Annotated in this window: 17 protein-coding genes; 12 read left to right on the top strand and 5 right to left on the bottom strand. The window is 73.4% G+C overall.

Translation table 11 applies throughout. From position 1 onward, the window contains the following. Positions 1-250: 250 nt before the first annotated feature. The 5 genes from ACFW1I_RS07810 (at position 251) to ACFW1I_RS07790 (ending at position 4,992) form a co-directional block, all read left to right on the top strand. On the top strand, positions 251-1,588 hold the full coding sequence (locus ACFW1I_RS07810; RefSeq protein ID WP_384667179.1) for a beta-xylosidase: 1,338 nt from the start codon (positions 251-253) through the stop codon (positions 1,586-1,588). A 90-nt stretch (positions 1,589-1,678) separates the two neighbouring features. Beyond that, entirely contained in the window at positions 1,679-2,623 is a 945-nt protein-coding gene (locus ACFW1I_RS07805) for a WxL protein peptidoglycan domain-containing protein (protein ID WP_384667176.1), read from the top strand. Between the two features lie 41 nt (positions 2,624-2,664). Next, positions 2,665-3,624 carry a GTPase Era gene (gene era / locus ACFW1I_RS07800; RefSeq protein WP_319013913.1) on the top strand — a complete coding sequence of 320 codons (960 nt, stop codon included), beginning with the start codon at positions 2,665-2,667 and terminating at the stop codon, positions 3,622-3,624. Positions 3,625-3,626: 2 nt separating this feature from the next. After that, a complete protein-coding gene (locus ACFW1I_RS07795; protein ID WP_384667172.1) occupies positions 3,627-4,019 on the top strand; it encodes a hypothetical protein in 393 nt (130 codons plus the stop codon). A 4-nt stretch (positions 4,020-4,023) separates the two neighbouring features. Beyond that, positions 4,024-4,992 carry a hypothetical protein gene (locus ACFW1I_RS07790; RefSeq protein WP_384667169.1) on the top strand — a complete coding sequence of 323 codons (969 nt, stop codon included), beginning with the start codon at positions 4,024-4,026 and terminating at the stop codon, positions 4,990-4,992. A 1-nt stretch (position 4,993) separates the two neighbouring features. On the opposite strand, the gene ACFW1I_RS07785 is transcribed toward ACFW1I_RS07790, so the two are convergent. Both ACFW1I_RS07785 and ACFW1I_RS07780 read right to left on the bottom strand, forming a co-directional pair. Next, positions 4,994-5,242, bottom strand: coding sequence for a protealysin inhibitor emfourin (locus ACFW1I_RS07785; protein WP_384667166.1), 249 nt, complete (start codon positions 5,240-5,242; stop codon positions 4,994-4,996). A gap of 21 nt (positions 5,243-5,263) precedes the next feature. Next, positions 5,264-6,307 carry a M4 family metallopeptidase gene (locus ACFW1I_RS07780; RefSeq protein ID WP_384667163.1) on the bottom strand — a complete coding sequence of 348 codons (1,044 nt, stop codon included), beginning with the start codon at positions 6,305-6,307 and terminating at the stop codon, positions 5,264-5,266. Between the two features lie 293 nt (positions 6,308-6,600). Here ACFW1I_RS07780 and leuA point away from each other — a divergent pair, with 293 nt between their 5' ends. The 3 genes from leuA to ACFW1I_RS07765 all read left to right on the top strand — a co-directional run bounded on the left by leuA (position 6,601) and on the right by ACFW1I_RS07765 (position 10,726). Further along, entirely contained in the window at positions 6,601-8,364 is a 1,764-nt protein-coding gene (leuA, locus tag ACFW1I_RS07775) for a 2-isopropylmalate synthase (RefSeq protein ID WP_384667160.1), read from the top strand. Between the two features lie 204 nt (positions 8,365-8,568). Continuing rightward, positions 8,569-9,906, top strand: a complete 1,338-nt coding sequence (locus tag ACFW1I_RS07770; protein WP_384667157.1) for a choice-of-anchor A family protein — start codon at positions 8,569-8,571, stop codon at positions 9,904-9,906. Between the two features lie 127 nt (positions 9,907-10,033). Further along, positions 10,034-10,726, top strand: a complete 693-nt coding sequence (locus tag ACFW1I_RS07765) for a TerB family tellurite resistance protein (protein ID WP_384667154.1) — start codon at positions 10,034-10,036, stop codon at positions 10,724-10,726. A gap of 1,598 nt (positions 10,727-12,324) precedes the next feature. Here ACFW1I_RS07765 and ACFW1I_RS07760 read toward each other — a convergent pair. The 3 genes from ACFW1I_RS07760 to ACFW1I_RS07750 all read right to left on the bottom strand — a co-directional run bounded on the left by ACFW1I_RS07760 (position 12,325) and on the right by ACFW1I_RS07750 (position 15,089). Continuing rightward, a complete protein-coding gene (locus ACFW1I_RS07760) occupies positions 12,325-13,692 on the bottom strand; it encodes an FAD-dependent oxidoreductase (protein WP_384667151.1) in 1,368 nt (455 codons plus the stop codon). Positions 13,693-13,817: 125 nt separating this feature from the next. Further along, on the bottom strand, positions 13,818-14,636 hold the full coding sequence (locus tag ACFW1I_RS07755) for a hypothetical protein (RefSeq protein WP_384667148.1): 819 nt from the start codon (positions 14,634-14,636) through the stop codon (positions 13,818-13,820). A 33-nt stretch (positions 14,637-14,669) separates the two neighbouring features. Further along, entirely contained in the window at positions 14,670-15,089 is a 420-nt protein-coding gene (locus ACFW1I_RS07750) for a hypothetical protein (protein WP_384667145.1), read from the bottom strand. Positions 15,090-15,742: 653 nt separating this feature from the next. Between ACFW1I_RS07750 and ACFW1I_RS07745 the strand changes: the two genes are divergently transcribed. The 4 genes from ACFW1I_RS07745 to ACFW1I_RS07730 all read left to right on the top strand — a co-directional run bounded on the left by ACFW1I_RS07745 (position 15,743) and on the right by ACFW1I_RS07730 (position 18,196). Further along, positions 15,743-15,958, top strand: coding sequence for a hypothetical protein (locus tag ACFW1I_RS07745; RefSeq protein ID WP_031005026.1), 216 nt, complete (start codon positions 15,743-15,745; stop codon positions 15,956-15,958). 63 nt (positions 15,959-16,021) lie between these two features. Next, complete coding sequence (gene recO, locus ACFW1I_RS07740) at positions 16,022-16,771, top strand: DNA repair protein RecO (RefSeq protein WP_031005024.1); 750 nt, start codon at positions 16,022-16,024, stop codon at positions 16,769-16,771. A 12-nt stretch (positions 16,772-16,783) separates the two neighbouring features. Continuing rightward, complete coding sequence (locus ACFW1I_RS07735) at positions 16,784-17,608, top strand: isoprenyl transferase (protein ID WP_384667141.1); 825 nt, start codon at positions 16,784-16,786, stop codon at positions 17,606-17,608. 36 nt (positions 17,609-17,644) lie between these two features. Then, a complete protein-coding gene (locus tag ACFW1I_RS07730; RefSeq protein ID WP_384667139.1) occupies positions 17,645-18,196 on the top strand; it encodes a YcxB family protein in 552 nt (183 codons plus the stop codon). Positions 18,197-18,306 lie beyond the last annotated feature (110 nt).

The raw sequence follows: 18,306 nt of genomic DNA, 5'->3' as shown, positions 1-18,306 counted from the left end.
CCGCGCCGGTTTTTCTAACAGCTATCCAACATCTTCAGCCCCGCAATCACCCCCCCCACCCCGACCGCGGCGCGGGCGGGGCCGCCCCCCCGGTCCTCGGCATGCCCGCCGACATGCCGGAGAAGTCGGTACATCGGCCGATCTTGACACGATCTGATGGGTCATCAGTCGATGGGTTCCGTCGTTATTGACTTCTCTCGCCCCCCAGCCGTCAATGGCGCCCTCTCGACCCTCAGGAGGGGGCACTCACATGGCATTCACCCGAACCCGGGCGGCGGCCCGAAGACGGCGCTGGACCGCCGTCCTCGGCGCCACCGCCCTCGCGTTCGCGGCCGGCGGCGCGCTCGCCGCCCCGGCGCAGGCGTCCGGCACCGGGCAGTCGGTGGAATTCCCCACCCGCTGCGTCCCGCCGCCCATCGCCGGCATCCCGCCCATCGAGGGCGTCACCACCGCCGTGATCTCGGTCGACAACGCCAACCCCAAGGTCGGCGACACGGTCAGCGTGACCTACTCGATCACCAAGCCCGCCGCGTCCAACCCGGTGGACCTCGCGCTCCCGGCCGACATCCTCACCCCCACCGGCAAGGTCGTCCTCGGCGGAGCCCAGACCGGCGCGGTCAGCGTCACCGGCCCCAAGAAGAACCCGCCGGTCCCCGGCAAGGGCGCCTTCCCGGGCTTCTCCATGACCGGCAGCTTCACGGTCACCGCCCCCGGCGCGATCACCCTCTCGCCGGGCGACTACAACATCCACACCAGCTACATCATGGAGCTGGACACCCCCTGCACGGTCCTCAACCCGCCCGCCCCCGTCTCCGAGACGGTCCAGGCCGGCGACCAGACCGTGCCCAACGAGCGGACCCTCGAACTCGGCGCCACCTCCGGCGCCCCCGGCGTCCGGGTGACCGTCACCGGCGCCAAGTTCACCCCGCTCACCGAGGTGACCGTGGCCGCCCGCGCCGGAGCGGCGGAGACCGCCGACCGGATGACCGTCACCACCGACAGCGCGGGCGGCTTCGTCGCCCGGCTCAAGGTGAACGACCTGGCCACCACCGGGATCGTGGCGTACGAAGGCGGATCCTGGAACGCCGAGAAGGGCGCCGGCCCGGTCGCGTACCAGGTCGTCGACGACACCCCGCCCCCGCCGAACAGCCAGCGGATCACCGCCTCGGTCACCGCGGGCGAACTGTCCATGACCCAGGCCGGCGACGCCGTCGCGCTCTCCGCGGTCGACTTCGGCACCGGCGGCGCGGCCACCGGCGCCCTGCAGACGGTGACGGTCAAGGACTTCCGCGGCGGCCCCGCGGGCTGGTCCGTGACCGGCAAGGTCACCGACTTCACCGGCCCCGGCGGCGCCATCGGCGCGGACCGGCTCAGCTGGACCCCCGCCTGCGTCGCCAAGGAGGGCAGCCCCAGCGCCTGCACGGCCGGCTCCGCCGGACCCGTCGGCGCCGGCGCCACCCTCGCCTCCACGGCGAACGGCACGCTCACCGGCGGCGAGTTCACCCTCGACGCCCAGCTCGCGCTGGACGTCCCGGCGTTCACCGCCCCCGGCAGCTACGCGGGCGTCCTGACGCTGACGCTGTCCTGACCGCGGCCGACGGGCCGGCCGGGCGCACCCCCGGCCGGCCCCGAGGCCGTCTCCCGTCCCTCCCGACCGCACCCCCGGGGGTTCCGCACCGTGCGACGCAAGCTGTACGTCCTCCTCCTGAGCGCCGCCCTGCTGCTCCTCGGGGCGCCGGCCGCCCAGGCCGCCGAGAACGGCGAGTGGGCGGTCTACCCGGCCGCCGCCCGCCTCGGCGAACGCCCCTACTTCTTCCTCACCGCCGACCCCGGCGCCACCCTGCGCGACCGGGTCACCGTCACCAACAAGACCGCCGCCCCGCTCACCTTCCGGCTCTACGGCGCCGACGCCTACAACACCGAGCGCGACGGCGGCTTCGCCCTGCGCACCCTGAAGGAGCGGCAGACCGGCGCCGGCGCCTGGATCGAACCCGCGCGCACCAGGGTCACCGTCCCGGCCCGCTCCGCCGTCACCGTCCCCTTCACCCTCACCGTCCCCGCCGACGCCGACCCCGGCGACCACCCCGGCGCCGTCGTCGCCCTCGACGAGCGGATCACCCCCGGCGGCGGCTCCGTCGCCATGGGGATCCAGCGGGCCGTCGGCGCCCGCGTCTACCTCAAGGTCAGCGGCCCGGCCGTGCCCGCGCTCGCCGTCGAGGACGTCACCCTGGAGCAGGACCGGCCGGTCGTCCCCGGCACCCGGGACTCCACCGCCGTCCTCTCGTACACCCTCCACAACCGGGGCAACGTCACCCTCGACCCCAAGGTCGTCCTCACCGCCGAGGGGCTCTTCGGCCGCACCCTGCTCGACCGCGACCTCGCCCAGGTGCCGTCCGAGCTGCTGCCCCGGCAGCGGATCCGGCTCACCGAGCGGTGGATCGGCTCGCCGCAGCTCGACTGGGGCGAGCTGACCCTCGTCGCCACCGCCAAGGACGTCCGGGTGAGCGCCGGCGTCGGCTTCCTCGCCCTGCCCTGGCTCGCCGCCACCGTGCTGCTCCTGGCCGCCGCCGGAGGCCTCGCCGGATGGCGGATCCGGCGCCGCCGGGCCCGGCCGGGACGGTGAGCCGGGCACTGAGTACGTGACGCGGCCCGTCATCGGGGACAATGGCCCCCATGAGCGTGCGCAGTGAAGAGACCGATGAGAACACCGCCCCCCACCGGGCGGGCTTCGCCTGCTTCGTCGGGCGCCCCAACGCGGGCAAGTCCACCCTCACGAACGCTCTGGTCGGCCAGAAGGTGGCGATCACCTCCAACCGGCCGCAGACCACCCGGCACACCGTGCGCGGCATCGTGCACCGCCCGGACGCGCAGCTGATCCTGGTCGACACCCCCGGCCTCCACAAGCCGCGCACCCTCCTCGGCGAGCGGCTCAACGACGTCGTCCGCACCACCTGGGCCGAGGTCGACGTGATCGGCTTCTGCCTGCCCGCCGACCAGAAGCTCGGCCCCGGCGACCGCTTCATCGCCAAGGAGCTCGCCGAGATCAAGAAGACCCCCAAGGTCGCCATCGTCACCAAGACCGACCTGGTCGACTCCAAGACCCTCGCCGAGCAGCTGATCGCCATCGACCAGCTCGGCCGCGAGCTCGGCATCGAGTGGGCGGAGATCGTGCCCGTCTCCGCCGTCGGCGACAAGCAGGTCCAGCTCGTCGCCGACCTGCTCATCCCGCTCCTCCCGAAGTCCCCGCCGCTCTACCCGGAGGGCGACCTCACGGACGAGCCGGAGCAGGTCATGGTCGCCGAGCTGATCCGCGAGGCCGCGCTCGAAGGCGTACGCGACGAGCTGCCGCACTCCATCGCGGTCGTCGTCGAGGAGATGATCCCGCGCGAGGGCCGCCCCGCCGACCGGCCGCTGCTCGACATCCACGCCAACGTGTACATCGAGCGCCCCAGCCAGAAGGGCATCATCATCGGCCCCAAGGGCAGCCGCCTGAAGGAGGTCGGGATGAAGTCCCGCAAGCACATCGAGGCCCTCCTCGGCACCCCGGTCTTCCTCGACCTGCACGTCAAGGTCGCCAAGGACTGGCAGCGCGACCCCAAGCAGCTCCGCCGCCTGGGCTTCTGACCGTGCTCGACGACGCGACCGTCCGCTTCGTCGACGCGGCGGTCGCCCTGCCGCCCGCCGCCCTCGCCACCGCCTGGGACCGCATGGTCGAGGACCGGTCCCGGGGCGGCCGGGAGGCGAGTCGCGCGGCGCGGCCGTCGGCGGCGCAGGACTCGGCGCTCACGCACCGGGTCCGCGGCGCGCTGCTGCCCCGCGCCGACGAGCTGGACGGCCACCTCGCGGGGCTCCACTCCGACGCCAAGTCCGCGATCTGCATCGCCACCCGCGCGGTCCTCAAGCGCGGGATGCTCCCCCCGGAGCAGTACGCCCTCCTCGTCACCCCCTTCACCGGCCTCGGCGTCCCGGCCCCGCCGCACCCGACCGTCGACCATTCGGGGGACGGCGTGTCAGCATGACGCCGTGACGCAGATCAGCAAGGGGGAGGACCTGCCGGACCCCGGGCAGACAGGGCAGGCCGGACCGGTTCCGCTGGACATCCCGGGCGTCGGCAAGTCGTCGGGCGCGGGTACGGGTACGGGTTCGGGTGCCGGCTCGGGTATGGGCTCGGGCTCGGGTACGGGCTCGGGTACGGGCTCCGCCGCGGACGGCGCACCGGCCGTCGGCGCCGACTCGCCGGGGGAGGACCGCGCGCGGCCCCCGCACCGGATCGACCTCGCGGCCGGCGGATGGTGGACCGACCTGATCGCCGGCTCACCCGCTCCGTCCCCCGGGAGGACCGCGGTCGCCGGGATCCTCGGCGGGGAGTTCGAGGACATCGTGTACACCGGCAGGGGCGACGCGAAGTTCGCCATGGAGGAGACGGTCCCGCCCGGCTACGTCCTGGTCGACGTCGCCCGGAAGGGTTCCGGCATCTTCTGGATGGACTCCGTCGACTGGAACGGCAAGGAGGCCGTCCATCTCGCCAGGAGCTTCCCGCCCCACCGAGTCGACCGGCGGGTGATGTGGTGCGACAACCTGTACCCCCTGCGCTTCACCGTCGTGTGCCAGGACTGGGACGAGTGGGTGGTCGTGATCCGGCCACTCAGCGCGGCGCGCATGCTCGGCGAGGCGGCCGCCGGGCAGGGCTCCGACGTCCTCCTCCACACCGGGCCCGCGGGCGAGCTGGTCTCCCGGATGCGCCCGGACGAAGGGACCGGGTGGCTGCGCATCGAGGGCCACAAGCCGCGCCGCCCCGGCGCCCCCGCCCCGTACCCGGCCATCCTGGCGAGCGAGACGGGCCGGCGCCCGAAGGAGGCGAAGCCGCTCCCCGAGGGGCCCCTGGTCCTGGGCGTCGTCATGGGGGACGGCGCCTGGGAGCTCGAAGTCGGGCCCGCCCGCCCCCCGGAGGAGCGGAAGTCCGGCTTCCTGGGCCGCCTCTTCGGCCGCTAGCTCACGCGCCCTCCTTGAGGACCCTCGTCACGAGGGTCCGCTGGGCGTCGGTGAGGTGCGGGTCCGCGCACCGCACGGTCCGGCCGTCGACCGTGATCTCGTACGCGAAGCCGTCCGGGACGCCCCGGCCGGCCTCCGGGCCCGCGAGGACGGCGGAGGCCAGGGACTCCCACTCGGGGCCCGAGACCTCCACCTCCGCCGACCGCTCGATGCCCGCGAAACCACCCGTGCGCCGCACTCGAATCCGCATGGGCCCTGTCTACCAGCCGGCTCAGTCGGTCGGTACGCCCACGGCCGCCCACGCCTTCATGACCGCCTGGATCTCCGCCGCGTCGCCGTACCGCGCCTTCGCCGCCGCCACCGTGGCCGCCGCGAACTCGGCGAAGCGGGTCTCGGGGGCGAGCGCTCCACTTGTCATGACGTCGTACCAGATCAGCCCGGCCCGCTCCCAGGCGTGGCCGCCGAGCTCGGTCGCCACCAGGTAGAAGGCGTGGTTGGGGATGCCGGAGTTGATGTGCACCCCGCCGTTGTCCCGGCTGGTGCGCACGTAGTCGTCCATGTGCGCGGGCTGCGGGTCCTTGCCGAGCACGTCGTCGTCGTACGCCGTCCCGGGCGCCTTCATGGAGCGCAGCGCCGTGCCCTCCACGTCCGGGTGGAAGAGGCCCTCGCCGATCAGCCAGTCGGCCCGGTCGGCGGTCTGGCCGAGCGCGTGCTGCTTCACCAGGGAGCCGAAGACGTCGGAGACGGACTCGTTGAGCGCGCCGGACTGGCTGAAGTACTCCAGGTTCGCCGTGTACTGGGTGAAACCGTGCGCCAGCTCGTGGCCGATGACGTCCACCGGGAGCGTGAAGTCGAGGAAGATCTCGTCGTCGCCGTCGCCGAACACCATCTGCTCGCCGTTCCAGAAGGCGTTGCCGTACTTCTCGTCGTAGTGGACGGTCGCGAGCAGCGGCAGCCCGGCCCCGTCCATCGAGTCGCGGCCGAAGGCGTCCCGGAAGAGCGCGAAGGTGGCGCCGAGGCCCGCGTAGGCGCGGTTGACGGTGGCGTCGGCCGTCGCCTCCTCGCCCTCGTCGCGGACCTTCACCCCGGGCAGCGCGGTGCGGCGCTCCGCGTCGTACACGGTCCGGCGCGGCGCCGCGGGCTCCGCCGGCGCGACGGCGGGCGCGGCGGCGGTGCGCGGCAGGACCCGGGCCGTGCGGGCCGAGGCGTCCGCGATCAGGGTGCGGCGGGCGGCCGCGGCGACCGCGGGGTTCGCCGAGGCGGCCAGGTGCTCCAGCAGGTGGGGCGGGACGATCGTGCAGAAGGGGGAGGTCATACCCGGCAATGTGGCACTGCGCGACGCGACTGTCACGAGATGTGACAGGGATTGGCGAAATGGAGTGATGGGTCACCTTTCGGCCTTGACGACACGGCCGTCCCGCATACTGGAACAGGACGTCCGCCTTCCCCGGGCCTGGGCTATGGTGACGCACATCATGCGTTTCGGGCTGCTTCTCCTTAGCTGCCGCGGCGAGGGCCTGTAGTCGTAGGCCGACCCCCTCCCCGCGGGTTTCGGTGTTGCGTTCGACAGTCGGCCGTCCCACTCAGGACCCCGAGGAGCCCTACGCAATGTCCCAGTCTCCGTTCGTCAGCCGTCCGACGCCGATCACCAACGCGACGCACGAGCAGAAGCCGTCCGGCATGCCGATCCACAAGTACGGCCGGTACGAGGCCGTCGAGATCCCGGACCGCACCTGGCCCGAGCAGCGCATCACCAAGGCGCCCCGCTGGCTCTCCACCGACCTGCGCGACGGCAACCAGGCCCTGATCGACCCGATGTCGCCCGCCCGCAAGCGGGAGATGTTCGACCTGCTGGTACGCCTGGGCTACAAGGAGATCGAGGTCGGCTTCCCGTCCTCCGGCGAGACCGACTTCGCCTTCGTCCGCTCCATCATCGAAGAGGGCGCGATCCCGGACGACGTCACCATCTCCGTCCTGACCCAGGCCCGCGAGGACCTGATCGAGCGGACCGTGGAGTCCCTGGTCGGCGCCAAGCGCGCCACCGTCCACCTGTACAACGCCACCGCTCCGACCTTCCGCCGGGTCGTCTTCCGCGGCTCCAAGGACGACATCAAGCAGATCGCCGTCGACGGCACCCGCCTGGTGATGGAGTACGCCGAGAAGCTGCTGGGCCCGGAGACCACCTTCGGCTACCAGTACAGCCCGGAGATCTTCACCGACACCGAGCTGGACTTCGCCCTGGAGGTCTGCGAGGCCGTCTGCGACGTCTGGCAGCCCGGCCCCGGCCGCGAGATCATCCTCAACCTGCCCGCCACCGTGGAGCGTTCGACGCCGTCCACGCACGCGGACCGCTTCGAGTGGATGTCGCGGAACCTGACCCGCCGCGAGTACGTCTGCCTGTCGGTCCACCCGCACAACGACCGCGGCACCGCCGTCGCCGCCGCCGAGCTGGCCATCATGGCCGGCGCCGACCGCATCGAGGGCTGCCTGTTCGGGCAGGGCGAGCGGACCGGCAACGTCGACCTGGTCACCCTGGGCATGAACCTGTTCAGCCAGGGCGTCGACCCGCAGATCGACTTCTCGCAGATCGACGAGATCCGCCGCACCAGCGAGTACTGCAACCAGATGGAGGTCCACCCGCGCCACCCCTACGCGGGCGACCTGGTCTACACCGCCTTCTCCGGCTCCCACCAGGACGCCATCAAGAAGGGCTTCGACGCCATGGAGGCCGACGCGGCCGCGAAGGGCGTCACCGTCGACGACATCGAGTGGGCCGTGCCGTACCTGCCCATCGACCCCAAGGACGTCGGCCGCTCCTACGAGGCCGTCATCCGGGTCAACTCGCAGTCCGGCAAGGGCGGCATCGCCTACGTCCTGAAGAACGACCACAAGCTGGACCTGCCCCGCCGGATGCAGATCGAGTTCTCCCGGATCATCCAGGCCAAGACCGACGCCGAGGGCGGCGAGGTCACCCCCGCCGCGATCTGGTCCGTCTTCCAGGACGAGTACCTGCCCAACCCGGACAACGCCTGGGGCCGCATCCAGCTGCGCTCCGGCCAGTCCACCTCGGACACCGACGGCACCGACACCCTGCGCGTCGAGGCGGTCGTCGACGGCGTCGACACCGTCCTGACCGGCGCCGGCAACGGCCCGATCTCCGCCTTCTTCGCCGCCCTGCAGTCGGTCGGCGTGGACGCCCGCCTGCTGGACTACCAGGAGCACACCATGAGCGAGGGCGCCTCCGCGCAGGCCGCCTCGTACATCGAGTGCGCCATCGACGGGCGCGTCCTGTGGGGCATCGGCATCGACGCCAACACCACCCGCGCCTCCCTGAAGGCGGTCGTCTCGGCGGTCAACCGCTCCGCCCGCTGACCTCGCGAGCGCCCGGCGCCCCGCCCCTCCGAGAGGGGGCGGGGCGCCTTCGCGTGTGAGGTGCGTCACGGTTTCAGGCTCGCTTAAGGAAGATCATGCGGACATGCCGGAATCGGTGTCATATGGGGGTGGTTGACGGCACATCAAGGTCTGGCGGATGGTACGGACCATCCCTCCCCCGTACTCCCTGACCTGGAGTTCCGCATGCGCACGTCCGCTTCCGTGGCCACCGTCCTCGCGGTGACCGGAGCCGCCCTCGCCTGGGCCCCCACCGCTTCCGCCGCCGGCCCGGAATGCGTCGTGGATCCGCTCGGCACCGCCGGGCTGTACGCGGAGTTCGTGGAGCGGGACTCGGTGCGGCACGCGGACTCCGAGGGCGCGGTGGCCGTCGGCGGCGACGCGACCTTCGGCACGCCGGACGCGTCCGGCTTCTCGGTCGGCTCCCGCCTCTCCGACACCGACCTCGCCCGGCTGCCCGGCGGTCACAGCCTCGTCGTCGGCGGCACCCTCAAGGCCAACGGCGTGGTCCTGGTGAAGGGTTCGGGCACGGCCGGCAAGGTCGTGGACGCCTCCGCCGCGGACGGCGGCTTCGGCGTCGACGGCCCGATCACCGAGGGCCCGTCCCCGGTCGACTTCGGCAAGGAGTTCGCCCACCTGCGGACCCTCTCGGCCGGCTGGGCGGGCGAGCGGCCCAACGGCGAGGCGGCCGGCGGCCAGGACGGCCGGAGCCTCTACCTCACCGGCACCGACGCGGAGCTGAACGTCTTCGCCGTGAGCGCCGCCGACCTGGAGAAGGCCGGCGAGATCTACCTCAAGGTCCCGGTGGGCTCCTCCACCCTCGTGAACGTCATCGGCACCTCGTACGACATGGGCGCCAAGCCCACCTCCGGCGTCTGGATCTCGGAGGGCGGCGCGTACGTCCAGGACGACTACGACCGGCACACCGACGGCCACAAGAGCATCCGGTCCAAGCTGCTGTGGAACTTCCCGCAGGCCGAGACCCTCAGGAAGAACTCCTCCGCCTGGCCCGGCGCGATCCTCGCGCCCCGCGCCGCCGTCACCATGACCAGCGGCCACATCAACGGCTCCCTCGTCGCCGAGTCCCTCGACACCGCCCCCGGCGCCGAGACCCACCAGATGAACTTCACCGGCTGCCTGCCCCGGGTGACCACCCCCGGACCGGTCGTCACCCCGGAGCCCCCGAAGCCGACCGACACCCCCGCGCCCACCGCGACGCCGTCCACCACCGCGCCCGCCCCGCAGGAGACCGGCAGCCCCTCCGCCACCCCCACCGGGCAGCCCTCGTCCACCCCCTCCGCCGGCCCCTCGGACACCCCCTCGGACACCCCGGCGGAGAGCACCGCGCCGCCGGCCGCCCCCGAGGAGACCGGGGCGACCCCCGCCCCCTCCGCGACCACCCCGGAGGGTGATCTCGCGACGACCGGTTCGGCCATCGGGCCCGGCGTCATCGGGGCGGCCGTCGGCGCCCTGCTGCTCGGCGGAGGCTTCCTGGCCTTCGCGAAGCGCCGCCGCCGGGCCTGAAACCCCGGTGTCGTGTCTCGGCCAGATCCGGTGCGAAGTACGGACGAGGTGCTGACGCCACATCATGGATGTGGCTAACATCACGCCAACGCACCGGCAGTGCAGCCGGGCCGTTGAGGAGGTGCGCGTGCGTTCTGCCCGGAAAACACGTGGTGGGAAGCTGACCGTCTGCGGCATCCGCACTTCCTGGAACACCATCGGCGACGGCGAGTTCTTCTGCGAGGAGTGCGGCGGCGACCGCAACTACCGGCGGCGCACCGGCCGGCGCCGGTTCGCCGTCCTCGGCGTCCCCCTGCTGCCCCGGGGCTGTACCGGGCCGGTCGTGGAGTGCGCCGCCTGCCACACCCACTTCGGCACCGAGGTGCTGGAGCGGCCGACCACCGGCCGCTTCTCCGGGATGCTGCGGGACGCCGTCCACACCGTCGCCCTGGCCGTGCTCGCGGCCGGCGGCACCGGCTCCCGCGAGGTCCTGGACCGGGCCGTGCACGCCGTCCGGTCCGCCGGCTACGCCGACTGCACGGCCGTCCAGCTCGTCGACCTGGTCGAGGCGCTGGAGGCCGACACCGGACGCTTCATGCCGGAGATCAACCCCGAGGGCGCCCTCCTCGCCATCGAGATCCACGAGGCCGTCGCCCCGCTCACCCCGCACCTGGAGCCCGCCGGCCGGGAGGCGCTGCTCCTCCAGGCGGCCCGGATCGCGCTCGCCGACGGCGGCTACAGCCCGGCCGAGCAGGAGGTCCTGGGCACCGTCGGCACGGCGCTCGGACTGCCGCCCGAGGACGTCCTGCGGCTGCTCGCCACCGCGCGCACCGTCTCCTGACCGCCCCTTCCCTCGCCGTCGACCGGACGGGCCGGACGGGCCGTGCGGACCGGGTCGTGCCCGGCGGGGGCGATGCCCCCGGGGCCGCCGTCGGCAGCGCGGCGGCCCGGCGGGCGTCCGGACCGGCGCCCAGCCGCTCGAAGGCGTCCCGGGCGGAGGCCAGTTCCGACCGGGCGGCCTTCTCGTCCCCGGCCGCCCGAGCCGCCGCAGCGATCAGCATCCGCACCCGCGCCGCCTCGTACGGCACCCGCAGCCGCAGCCATCCGTCGAGGGCCCGCCGCAGCACCGGCGGCGCCGCCTCGGGCTCCTCGGCCAGGGCCACCGCGCCGGCCGCGGTGTCGGCGAGGGCGCGCAGCAGGGGCACGTCCCCGGCCAGGACGTCGAGCTCCGCCGCCGCGTCCGCCGCGTCCCGTACGGCTCCGGTGGCGAGGGCGACCTCGGCGGAGGCGGCCAGCAGGCGGGCCCGGACCAGCGGGCCGTGGCCGGCGTCCCGGCAGGCCAGGGCGAGCCGCAGCCCGGCCGCCGCCGCCTCCGCGCGGCCCTGCGCGAGCCGCAGCAGGGCGAGGCCGGGCTGGGGGAGCCGGCCCAGTTCGTACGCGTGGGAGTAGGAGCGGGCGGCCTCGTCCGGGCGGCCCTGGCGGCGCTGGACGTCACCGGCGACGCAGTACGCGGCGGCCGCCGACTCCAGGCGGTCGATCGGCACCTCCCGGCAGGCCCGCAGCGCCTCGTCCTCGGCCGCCGTCCATGCGCCGAGCAGGTCGAGGACTGCGGCCCGGTGGGCCCGGAGGACCCCGCGGAAGGGGTTCTCGCCGTCGTCCGCCGTGGCGCACCACTCCCTCGCGATGCGGGTCCACGCGACGGCCCGTCCGAGGTCGGCGGCCTCCATGCACGCGGTGAGGGCCAGGTCGTACAGCCGGCCGGTGAAGAGGCTGCTCAGCTCGCCGGCGGCGGCCGCGCGCACGGCCTCGTCGAGCAGCGCGAGCCCTTCGGCGCGGCGGCCCTGGGCGAGCAGGGCGGCGGATGCGGCCTGGCGGCCGAGGGCCCGCAGGTCGGGGCCGCCGGAGTCCTCGGCGAGGCGGGTCGTCCGGGCGGCGGCGGCCAGGGCGGCAGGTCCGTCGCCGCGTGCGGTGGCCGCCTCGGCCTCGGTCCAGGCGAGGAGGGACTGCTCGGGGCAGGGCGGCAGCCCGTCCAGGTGGTGGTGGGCGCGGTGCAGCCAGCCGGCCGCGACGGCGGGCCGGCCCAGGGCGGCGTACTCCTCGTGGAGCCACCAGGCGGTCGCCCCCGCGCCGCGGTGGTCGCCGGCGGCCACCTGGGCGGAGTGGGCCCGCAGCCGGGCCGCGACGGACTCGTCGAGGTGTCCGGACCACCAGGCGGCGTCGGAGAGCGCGGCGAGGTCGTCGGCGGTCAGCGCCGCGTCGGGGTGCCGGTCGCGGGCGTGCAGCAGCGTGTACGCCTCGGCCCAGCGCTCGTGGGCCACCGCGTCCCGGGCCGGACCGGCCCGGTCGACGACGGGTGCGGACACGGCCCTCACCCCTTCCGGTCCTTCCAGCGTAGGACCGGGCGGGGGAGGGCCGCTCGTCGGCGGGGGTCCGCCGGTGTCAGTCGATCGCGCCGCTGGCGCGGAGCATGTCCTCGCGCTCGACGATCTTCACGCGCTCGCGGCCCTGCGGCTCGCCGAGCGCCTTCTCGGCGGCGTCGAGCGCGTACCAGCCCTCCCACGTCGTGTAGGTGAGGCCCTTGCCCTCCAGGAAGGCGACGATCGCGTCGGTCTCCGGGCTGGCCGGGGTGAGGAGCCGGCCGGCGGCGAAGTCCTCCAGGAGGTTCGCGACGGTCTCGTTGGCGTCGCCCTTGGTGTGGCCGATGAGGCCGACCGGGCCGCGGCGGATCCAGCCGGTGACGTAGGTGGAGGCCATGTGCTCGTCGCCCTCCATCACCCGGCCGCCCTGGTCCGGGACGGTGCCGCTGACGGTGTCCCAGGGGAGCTTGGGCAGCTCGTCGGAGAGGTAGCCGACGGCGCGGTAGACGGACTGGACGTCCCAGTCGGTGGTGACGCCGGTGCCCTTCACGTTGCCGGTGCCGTCGAGTTCGGTGCGCTCGGTGCGCAGGCCGACGACCCGGCCGTCCTCGCCGAGGATCTCGACCGGGGACTCGAAGAAGTGCAGGAAGAGCTTGTGCGGGCGGTCGCCGACGTCGCGGATCGCCCAGTTCTCCAGGGTCTTGGCGACCATGTCGGTCTGCTTGTTCTTGCGGCGCTCGGCGATCGAGCCCTCGTCGTAGTCGATGTCCTCGGGGTTGACGATGACCTCGATGTTCGGCGAGTGGTCGAGCTCGCGCAGTTCCATGGGGCTGAACTTGGCCTGGGCCGGGCCGCGGCGGCCGAAGACGTGGATCTCGACGGCCTTGTTGGCCTTCAGGCCCTCGTGGACGTTGGCCGGGATCTCGGTCGGCAGCAGCTCCTCGGCGGTCTTGGCGAGGATGCGGGCGACGTCGAGGGCCACGTTGCCGACGCCGAGGACGGCGACCTTCTCGGCGGACAGGTCCCAGGTGCGCGGGACGTCCGGGTGGCCGTCGTACCAGGAGGCGAAGTCGGCGGCGCCGAAGGAGCCGTCCAGCTCGACGCCGGGGATCCTCAGCTCGCGGTCGAACATGGCGCCGGTGGAGAAGACCACGGCGTCGTAGAAGGACCGCAGGTCGTCGAGGTGGACGTCGGTGCCGTAGTTCACGTTGCCGAAGAGGCGGACCTGCGGCTTGTCGAGGACCTGGTGGAGGGCGGTGATGATGCCCTTGATCCGGGGGTGGTCGGGGGCGACGCCGTAGCGGATGAGGCCGAAGGGGGCCGGCATCCGCTCGAAGATGTCGATGGACACGCCCGGCTCGGTGGCGGTGTCGGACTTCAGCAGCGCGTCGGCGGCGTAGATGCCGGCGGGGCCGGCGCCGACGATCGCGACCCGGAGGGGGCGGGGCATGACTGGGTTCCCTTCGCATACGGCGTGCGGCGGAGCCGCCGACACTTAGGCCACCCTAATTAACATTCCGCGCGAAGTGGTACCCGACCCCGGTCTATGCCCCCATAAGGCAGGCTTATGACTTCTCAAAGTCCGCCTGAGGTGCTGAACGACGTCACGGTCAGCACCGCGAGCGCGACCGTGCCCGCGATCCCGCAGGCCAGCAGGAAGCCGCCGCCGACCGTTCTCGCCAGCCGGGTGAAGGGCGGCAGGGGCACGTCCACGTCCGCCGGGTCCCCCGGCGGGTAGTACGCGGTGATGGCCGCGCCGGCCCTGCCGTGCACGAAGATCCGGTAGTCGCCGGTCCCGTCGGGGTAGATGTACGCGCCCGGCGACGTGGCCCGGGTGGCGGTCACCGCGACCCCGTGCCGCCGCAGCCATCGCTCGCGCAGGCCGTCCCCGACCCCGTACGCGCCGAATCCGAGCGCCAGCCCGCTGATGCCGCCCACCGGGATCTCCACGATGACGACGTCCCAGTGGCCCAGGGATCCGGCGACCACCGCGAGCACGACCAGCGCGAGCAGGTAGAAGAGGACGCCCCGCCGGACCCGGCGGGCGAACCGGTGGCGCCACCGCGGGGCCAGTGAGCGGATCGCGGCGAAGCGGGCGCCGTCGACGTCGTCCCGGTCCGTCCGGTTGGCGAGCAGGTCGTTGATCGTGTCGACGAAGAGGACCGCCCCGTCCGGGTCGACGTCGTCGATGCGGTGGACGCGCGGTGTCGCCCCGGTCTTCGCCCGCAGTTCGATCAGGACCGTCCCGCCCTCGGCGCGAAGCCGGCCGAGGCCGTCGGCGGTGAAGACGATCTGCTCCGTCGGGAGGTCGAGGACCAGGCCCTCGTTCTCGACGGACAGGACGATCCCGTCCCGGCCCACGAGGACCGGGAGGGAGGCGATGGGTATGGGCATGGGCATGATCGTAAAGCCGGAAGCGGGCCCGGGTCAGCCCCTTGTGGCGAACACCGCCAGGGCGATCAGCAGGACGGCCGCGGCCACGGCGGCCGCGACCGGCTTCCAGGGGACGCCGCGGGCGCCGGCGACGGGCTCCGGCGCGTGCGGCGCGCTGGTCGTGACGAGCGCGGCGCCGTCCGGTGCCGGGGTCTCCGGGAGGGCCGCGGTCACGGCGTCCGCGAAGACGAGCGCGTCGGCCTCGTCGACGCCGGCGACCCGGTAGATCGTCGGTTCGTCGGCCCCGGACGCCGTCAGGACGATCGCGACGGACCGCCCCTCGGCGTGCACGAAGGAGATCGCCGCCAGCGGTATGTGGTGTTCCTTGTCCGGGCGGTGCAGGGTCACCGGCCCGCCCGCGAAGCGGAGAACCGATTCGCCACCGCGCAGGACCAGAAAGGGGGTGGCCGTCATCGTCCGCATTCCTCCGCCGCCGTCGGTCGGTCCCGGGGCGCCGCCGGGCGACAGGACGACGCTCCCGCGCCGATCGTAGGGGCACCGGCCCGCCCGGCACCACGTCCGGGCCCGGCGCGGCCGGCCCCGGCGGGACCGATCCGCGCGCTCCCCTCGCGCGCCCCGGCGTGCGCCGGAGCGAATGCCGGGGACCCGGGGAACAATTCCACGAGGGCCCCGGCACGGCCGTTCGAGATTCCCCCGGATTTACGGGACTTCGCCGATTCCACGCGCGACCCGACGGCCGCGAATCGAATTCTCCGCTCGAACATCCCGCCCCGGTGGCATGCGGGGACGTCCCGAACTCCCTTGGTGCGTCCCACGATTCTACGGATCGCGGGTCACCCGGGAGTGGGGAAGCGGGAAATGGATTCAGAAAGGCATACGTTGGTGAAGGAAGACACCAGAAGAGAACGACCACGGGGGAAGTCGGAGCAGCGCGGCACACGGAGCCGGAAATGCGCGGGAACGGCGCGGAGGGAATCCCCCGCCCGGGACCGGCGTCCGGCCCCGCGGCTCCGTCGTCCCCTCGGCCGCTCGTTCGCAAGGGACACCGCACGGCGGACCCGCCCGGCGCACCGTCGGGCCCGGACCGCCGGGGAGGAGGGCCGGTCATGACACTGCCGATCGGGGCGTACGTCGTGGAGATCCGCACCGGGCGGGTCGCGAGGGTGATGGGCCACGAGGGCCCCTACGTCCAGATCCGCCCGCTCGGCGGCGGACGGGAATGGGACGTGGCGCCCGAGGAGGTCCGCGAGGCCACCTCCGCCGAGCGCCTCAGCGCCGCCACCGCCCACGCCAACGCCCGCAGCCGCGGCGAGGTCCCCTGAAGCTTCCGGCCCCGGATCCGCGGACGCGCCCGGGATCCTCCCGGCGTACGGGAGAATGGGTCCATGAGTCTGTTCCGCGACGACGGCATCGTGCTGCGCACCCAGAAGCTGGGCGAAGCGGATCGCATCATCACGATCCTCACCCGCGGGCACGGACGGGTGCGCGCCGTGGCGCGCGGGGTGCGGCGGACCAAGTCCAAGTTCGGCGCCCGCCTCGAACCCTTCTCCCACGTCGACGTCCAGTTCTTCGCCCGCGGGAGCGAGCTGGTCGGACGCGGGCTGCCGCTCTGCACCCAGAGCGAGACCATCGCCGCGTACGGCGGCGGCATCGTCACCGACTACGCCCGCTACACCGCCGGCACCGCGATGCTGGAGACGGCCGAGCGCTTCACCGACCACGAGGGCGAGCCGGCCGTGCAGCAGTACCTGCTGCTCGTCGGCGGGCTGCGCACCCTCGCCCGGGGCGAGCACGCCCCCCACCTCATCCTCGACGCCTTCCTGCTCCGCTCCCTCGCCGTGAACGGCTACGCGCCCTCCTTCTCGGACTGTGCCAAATGCGGACTCGACGGGCCGAACCGGTTCTTCTCGGTCGCGGCGGGCGGCGTCATATGCGGCGACTGCCGGGTCCCCGGAAGCGTCGTACCCTCAGCGGAGGCCATCGGCCTGCTCAGCGCGCTGCTCACCGGCGACTGGGCGACGGCGGACGCGTGCGAGCCGCGTCACGTCAGGGAGGGCAGCGGACTGGTGTCCGCCTATCTGCACTGGCACCTGGAGCGCGGCCTGCGCTCCCTGCGGTACGTAGAGAAGAGCTAGGAGATCCATCGCATGGCCATCGCACGACTCCTCGGGCGCCAGCGCCGGGAGTACAGGACCCCCGAGCCGCACCCGTCCGGCGCCCGCCCGCCGAAGCTCCAGACCGAGCTCGTGCCGGAGCACGTCGCGATCGTCATGGACGGCAACGGCCGCTGGGCCAAGGAGCGCGGACTGCCGCGCACCGAGGGCCACAAGGTCGGCGCCGAGCAGGTCCTCGACGTGCTCCAGGGCGCGATCGAGATGGGCGTCGGCGCGATCTCGCTGTATGCCTTCTCCACCGAGAACTGGAAGCGCTCCCCCGAGGAGGTGCGCTTCCTGATGAACTTCAACCGCGACTTCATCCGCAAGACCCGCGACCAGCTCGACGAGCTCGGCATCCGGGTCCGCTGGGTCGGCCGCATGCCCAAGCTGTGGAAGTCGGTCGCCAAGGAGCTCCAGGTCGCCCAGGAGCAGACCAAGGACAACACGAGGCTCACGCTCTACTTCTGCATGAACTACGGCGGCCGCGCGGAGCTCACCGACGCGGCGCAGGCGATGGCCGAGGACGTGAAGGCGGGCCGGCTCGACCCGGCGAAGATCACCGAGAAGACCATCCAGAAGTACCTCTACTACCCGGACATGCCGGACGTGGACCTCTTCCTGCGGCCCAGCGGCGAGCAGCGCACCTCCAACTACCTGATCTGGCAGAGCGCGTACGCCGAGATGGTCTTCCAGGACGTGCTGTGGCCCGACTTCGACCGCCGCGACCTGTGGCGGGCCTGCGTCGAGTACGCCCAGCGCGACCGCCGCTTCGGCGGCGTCGACCCGGCGGACCTCGCCGTCCTCGACAAGGCGTGACCGGACGCCGCGCGGGGTGACGCTACGATCCGGCGCGTGAACGGGACTTCCGACGACTCCGCGCTCCACGACCGGGTCGAACTCGCCTACCCCGCCCGCCCCGACGACGTGCGCGAGGCGGTACGCGTCACCCTGGGGGCCGCCGCCTGGTGGCGGGTCCTGAAGTGGTCCGCGTACGGCGCCGCGGTCCTCGCCTTCCTGATCGCCGCCCTGGAGCTGCTGCTCCCGGGCGAGCCGGACGCGGGGACCGTCGCCGAGACGGCCGGGCTCGGCACCGCCGCGATCGTGGTGGTCCGGCTGATGACCTGGGCCGTCGCGAGGGCCTTCCTCCGGGCCGCCCGCGCCCAGGGCGGCGACGCCCGCGTCGTCGTCGACGCCGAGGGCGGCCGGTGGACCTCCCGGGACACCGACACCGTCATCCGCTGGGCGATGCTGCCCCGGTACGTGGAGACGGACCGGCTCTTCGTCCTGCTCACCCCGCGCCGGGCCGGCACCGGCTTCGCCTATCTGCCCAAGCACGGCCTCGCCGACCCGGCCGACGCCGACCGGCTCCGGGCCCTCCTGGACCGGCACAGCAGCCGCGCCTGACACGCCCGTGGGGGGGGGGGCAGGGCGGCGGGAAGAAGGGTGGGAGCGAGCGGGGGGGTGGTGTGCTGTGGCACCAACGCGCACGGGGTGAGAGATACACTAGTGGTGGG

This window comes from Streptomyces sp. NPDC058955, assembly GCF_042741435.1.
Taxonomy (GTDB): domain Bacteria; phylum Actinomycetota; class Actinomycetes; order Streptomycetales; family Streptomycetaceae; genus Streptomyces.
The sequence above is the reverse complement of the archived record's forward strand: the minus strand, read 5'-3'. Positions and strand labels throughout refer to the sequence as shown.

Excerpts from the sequence above, each read along its gene's own strand:
- ACFW1I_RS07810 (WP_384667179.1), top strand. The coding sequence starts at position 251 with ATGGCATTCACCCGAACCCGGGCGGCGGCCCGAAGACGGCGCTGGACC.
- era (WP_319013913.1), top strand. The coding sequence starts at position 2,665 with ATGGCCCCCATGAGCGTGCGCAGTGAAGAGACCGATGAGAACACCGCC.
- ACFW1I_RS07785 (WP_384667166.1), bottom strand. The coding sequence starts at position 5,242 with ATGCGGATTCGAGTGCGGCGCACGGGTGGTTTCGCGGGCATCGAGCGG.
- ACFW1I_RS07780 (WP_384667163.1), bottom strand. The coding sequence starts at position 6,307 with ATGACCTCCCCCTTCTGCACGATCGTCCCGCCCCACCTGCTGGAGCAC.
- leuA (WP_384667160.1), top strand. The coding sequence starts at position 6,601 with ATGTCCCAGTCTCCGTTCGTCAGCCGTCCGACGCCGATCACCAACGCG.
- ACFW1I_RS07770 (WP_384667157.1), top strand. The coding sequence starts at position 8,569 with ATGCGCACGTCCGCTTCCGTGGCCACCGTCCTCGCGGTGACCGGAGCC.
- ACFW1I_RS07760 (WP_384667151.1), bottom strand. The coding sequence starts at position 13,692 with ATGCCCCGCCCCCTCCGGGTCGCGATCGTCGGCGCCGGCCCCGCCGGC.
- ACFW1I_RS07755 (WP_384667148.1), bottom strand. The coding sequence starts at position 14,636 with ATGCCCATACCCATCGCCTCCCTCCCGGTCCTCGTGGGCCGGGACGGG.
- ACFW1I_RS07750 (WP_384667145.1), bottom strand. The coding sequence starts at position 15,089 with ATGACGGCCACCCCCTTTCTGGTCCTGCGCGGTGGCGAATCGGTTCTC.
- ACFW1I_RS07745 (WP_031005026.1), top strand. The coding sequence starts at position 15,743 with ATGACACTGCCGATCGGGGCGTACGTCGTGGAGATCCGCACCGGGCGG.
- recO (WP_031005024.1), top strand. The coding sequence starts at position 16,022 with ATGAGTCTGTTCCGCGACGACGGCATCGTGCTGCGCACCCAGAAGCTG.
- ACFW1I_RS07735 (WP_384667141.1), top strand. The coding sequence starts at position 16,784 with ATGGCCATCGCACGACTCCTCGGGCGCCAGCGCCGGGAGTACAGGACC.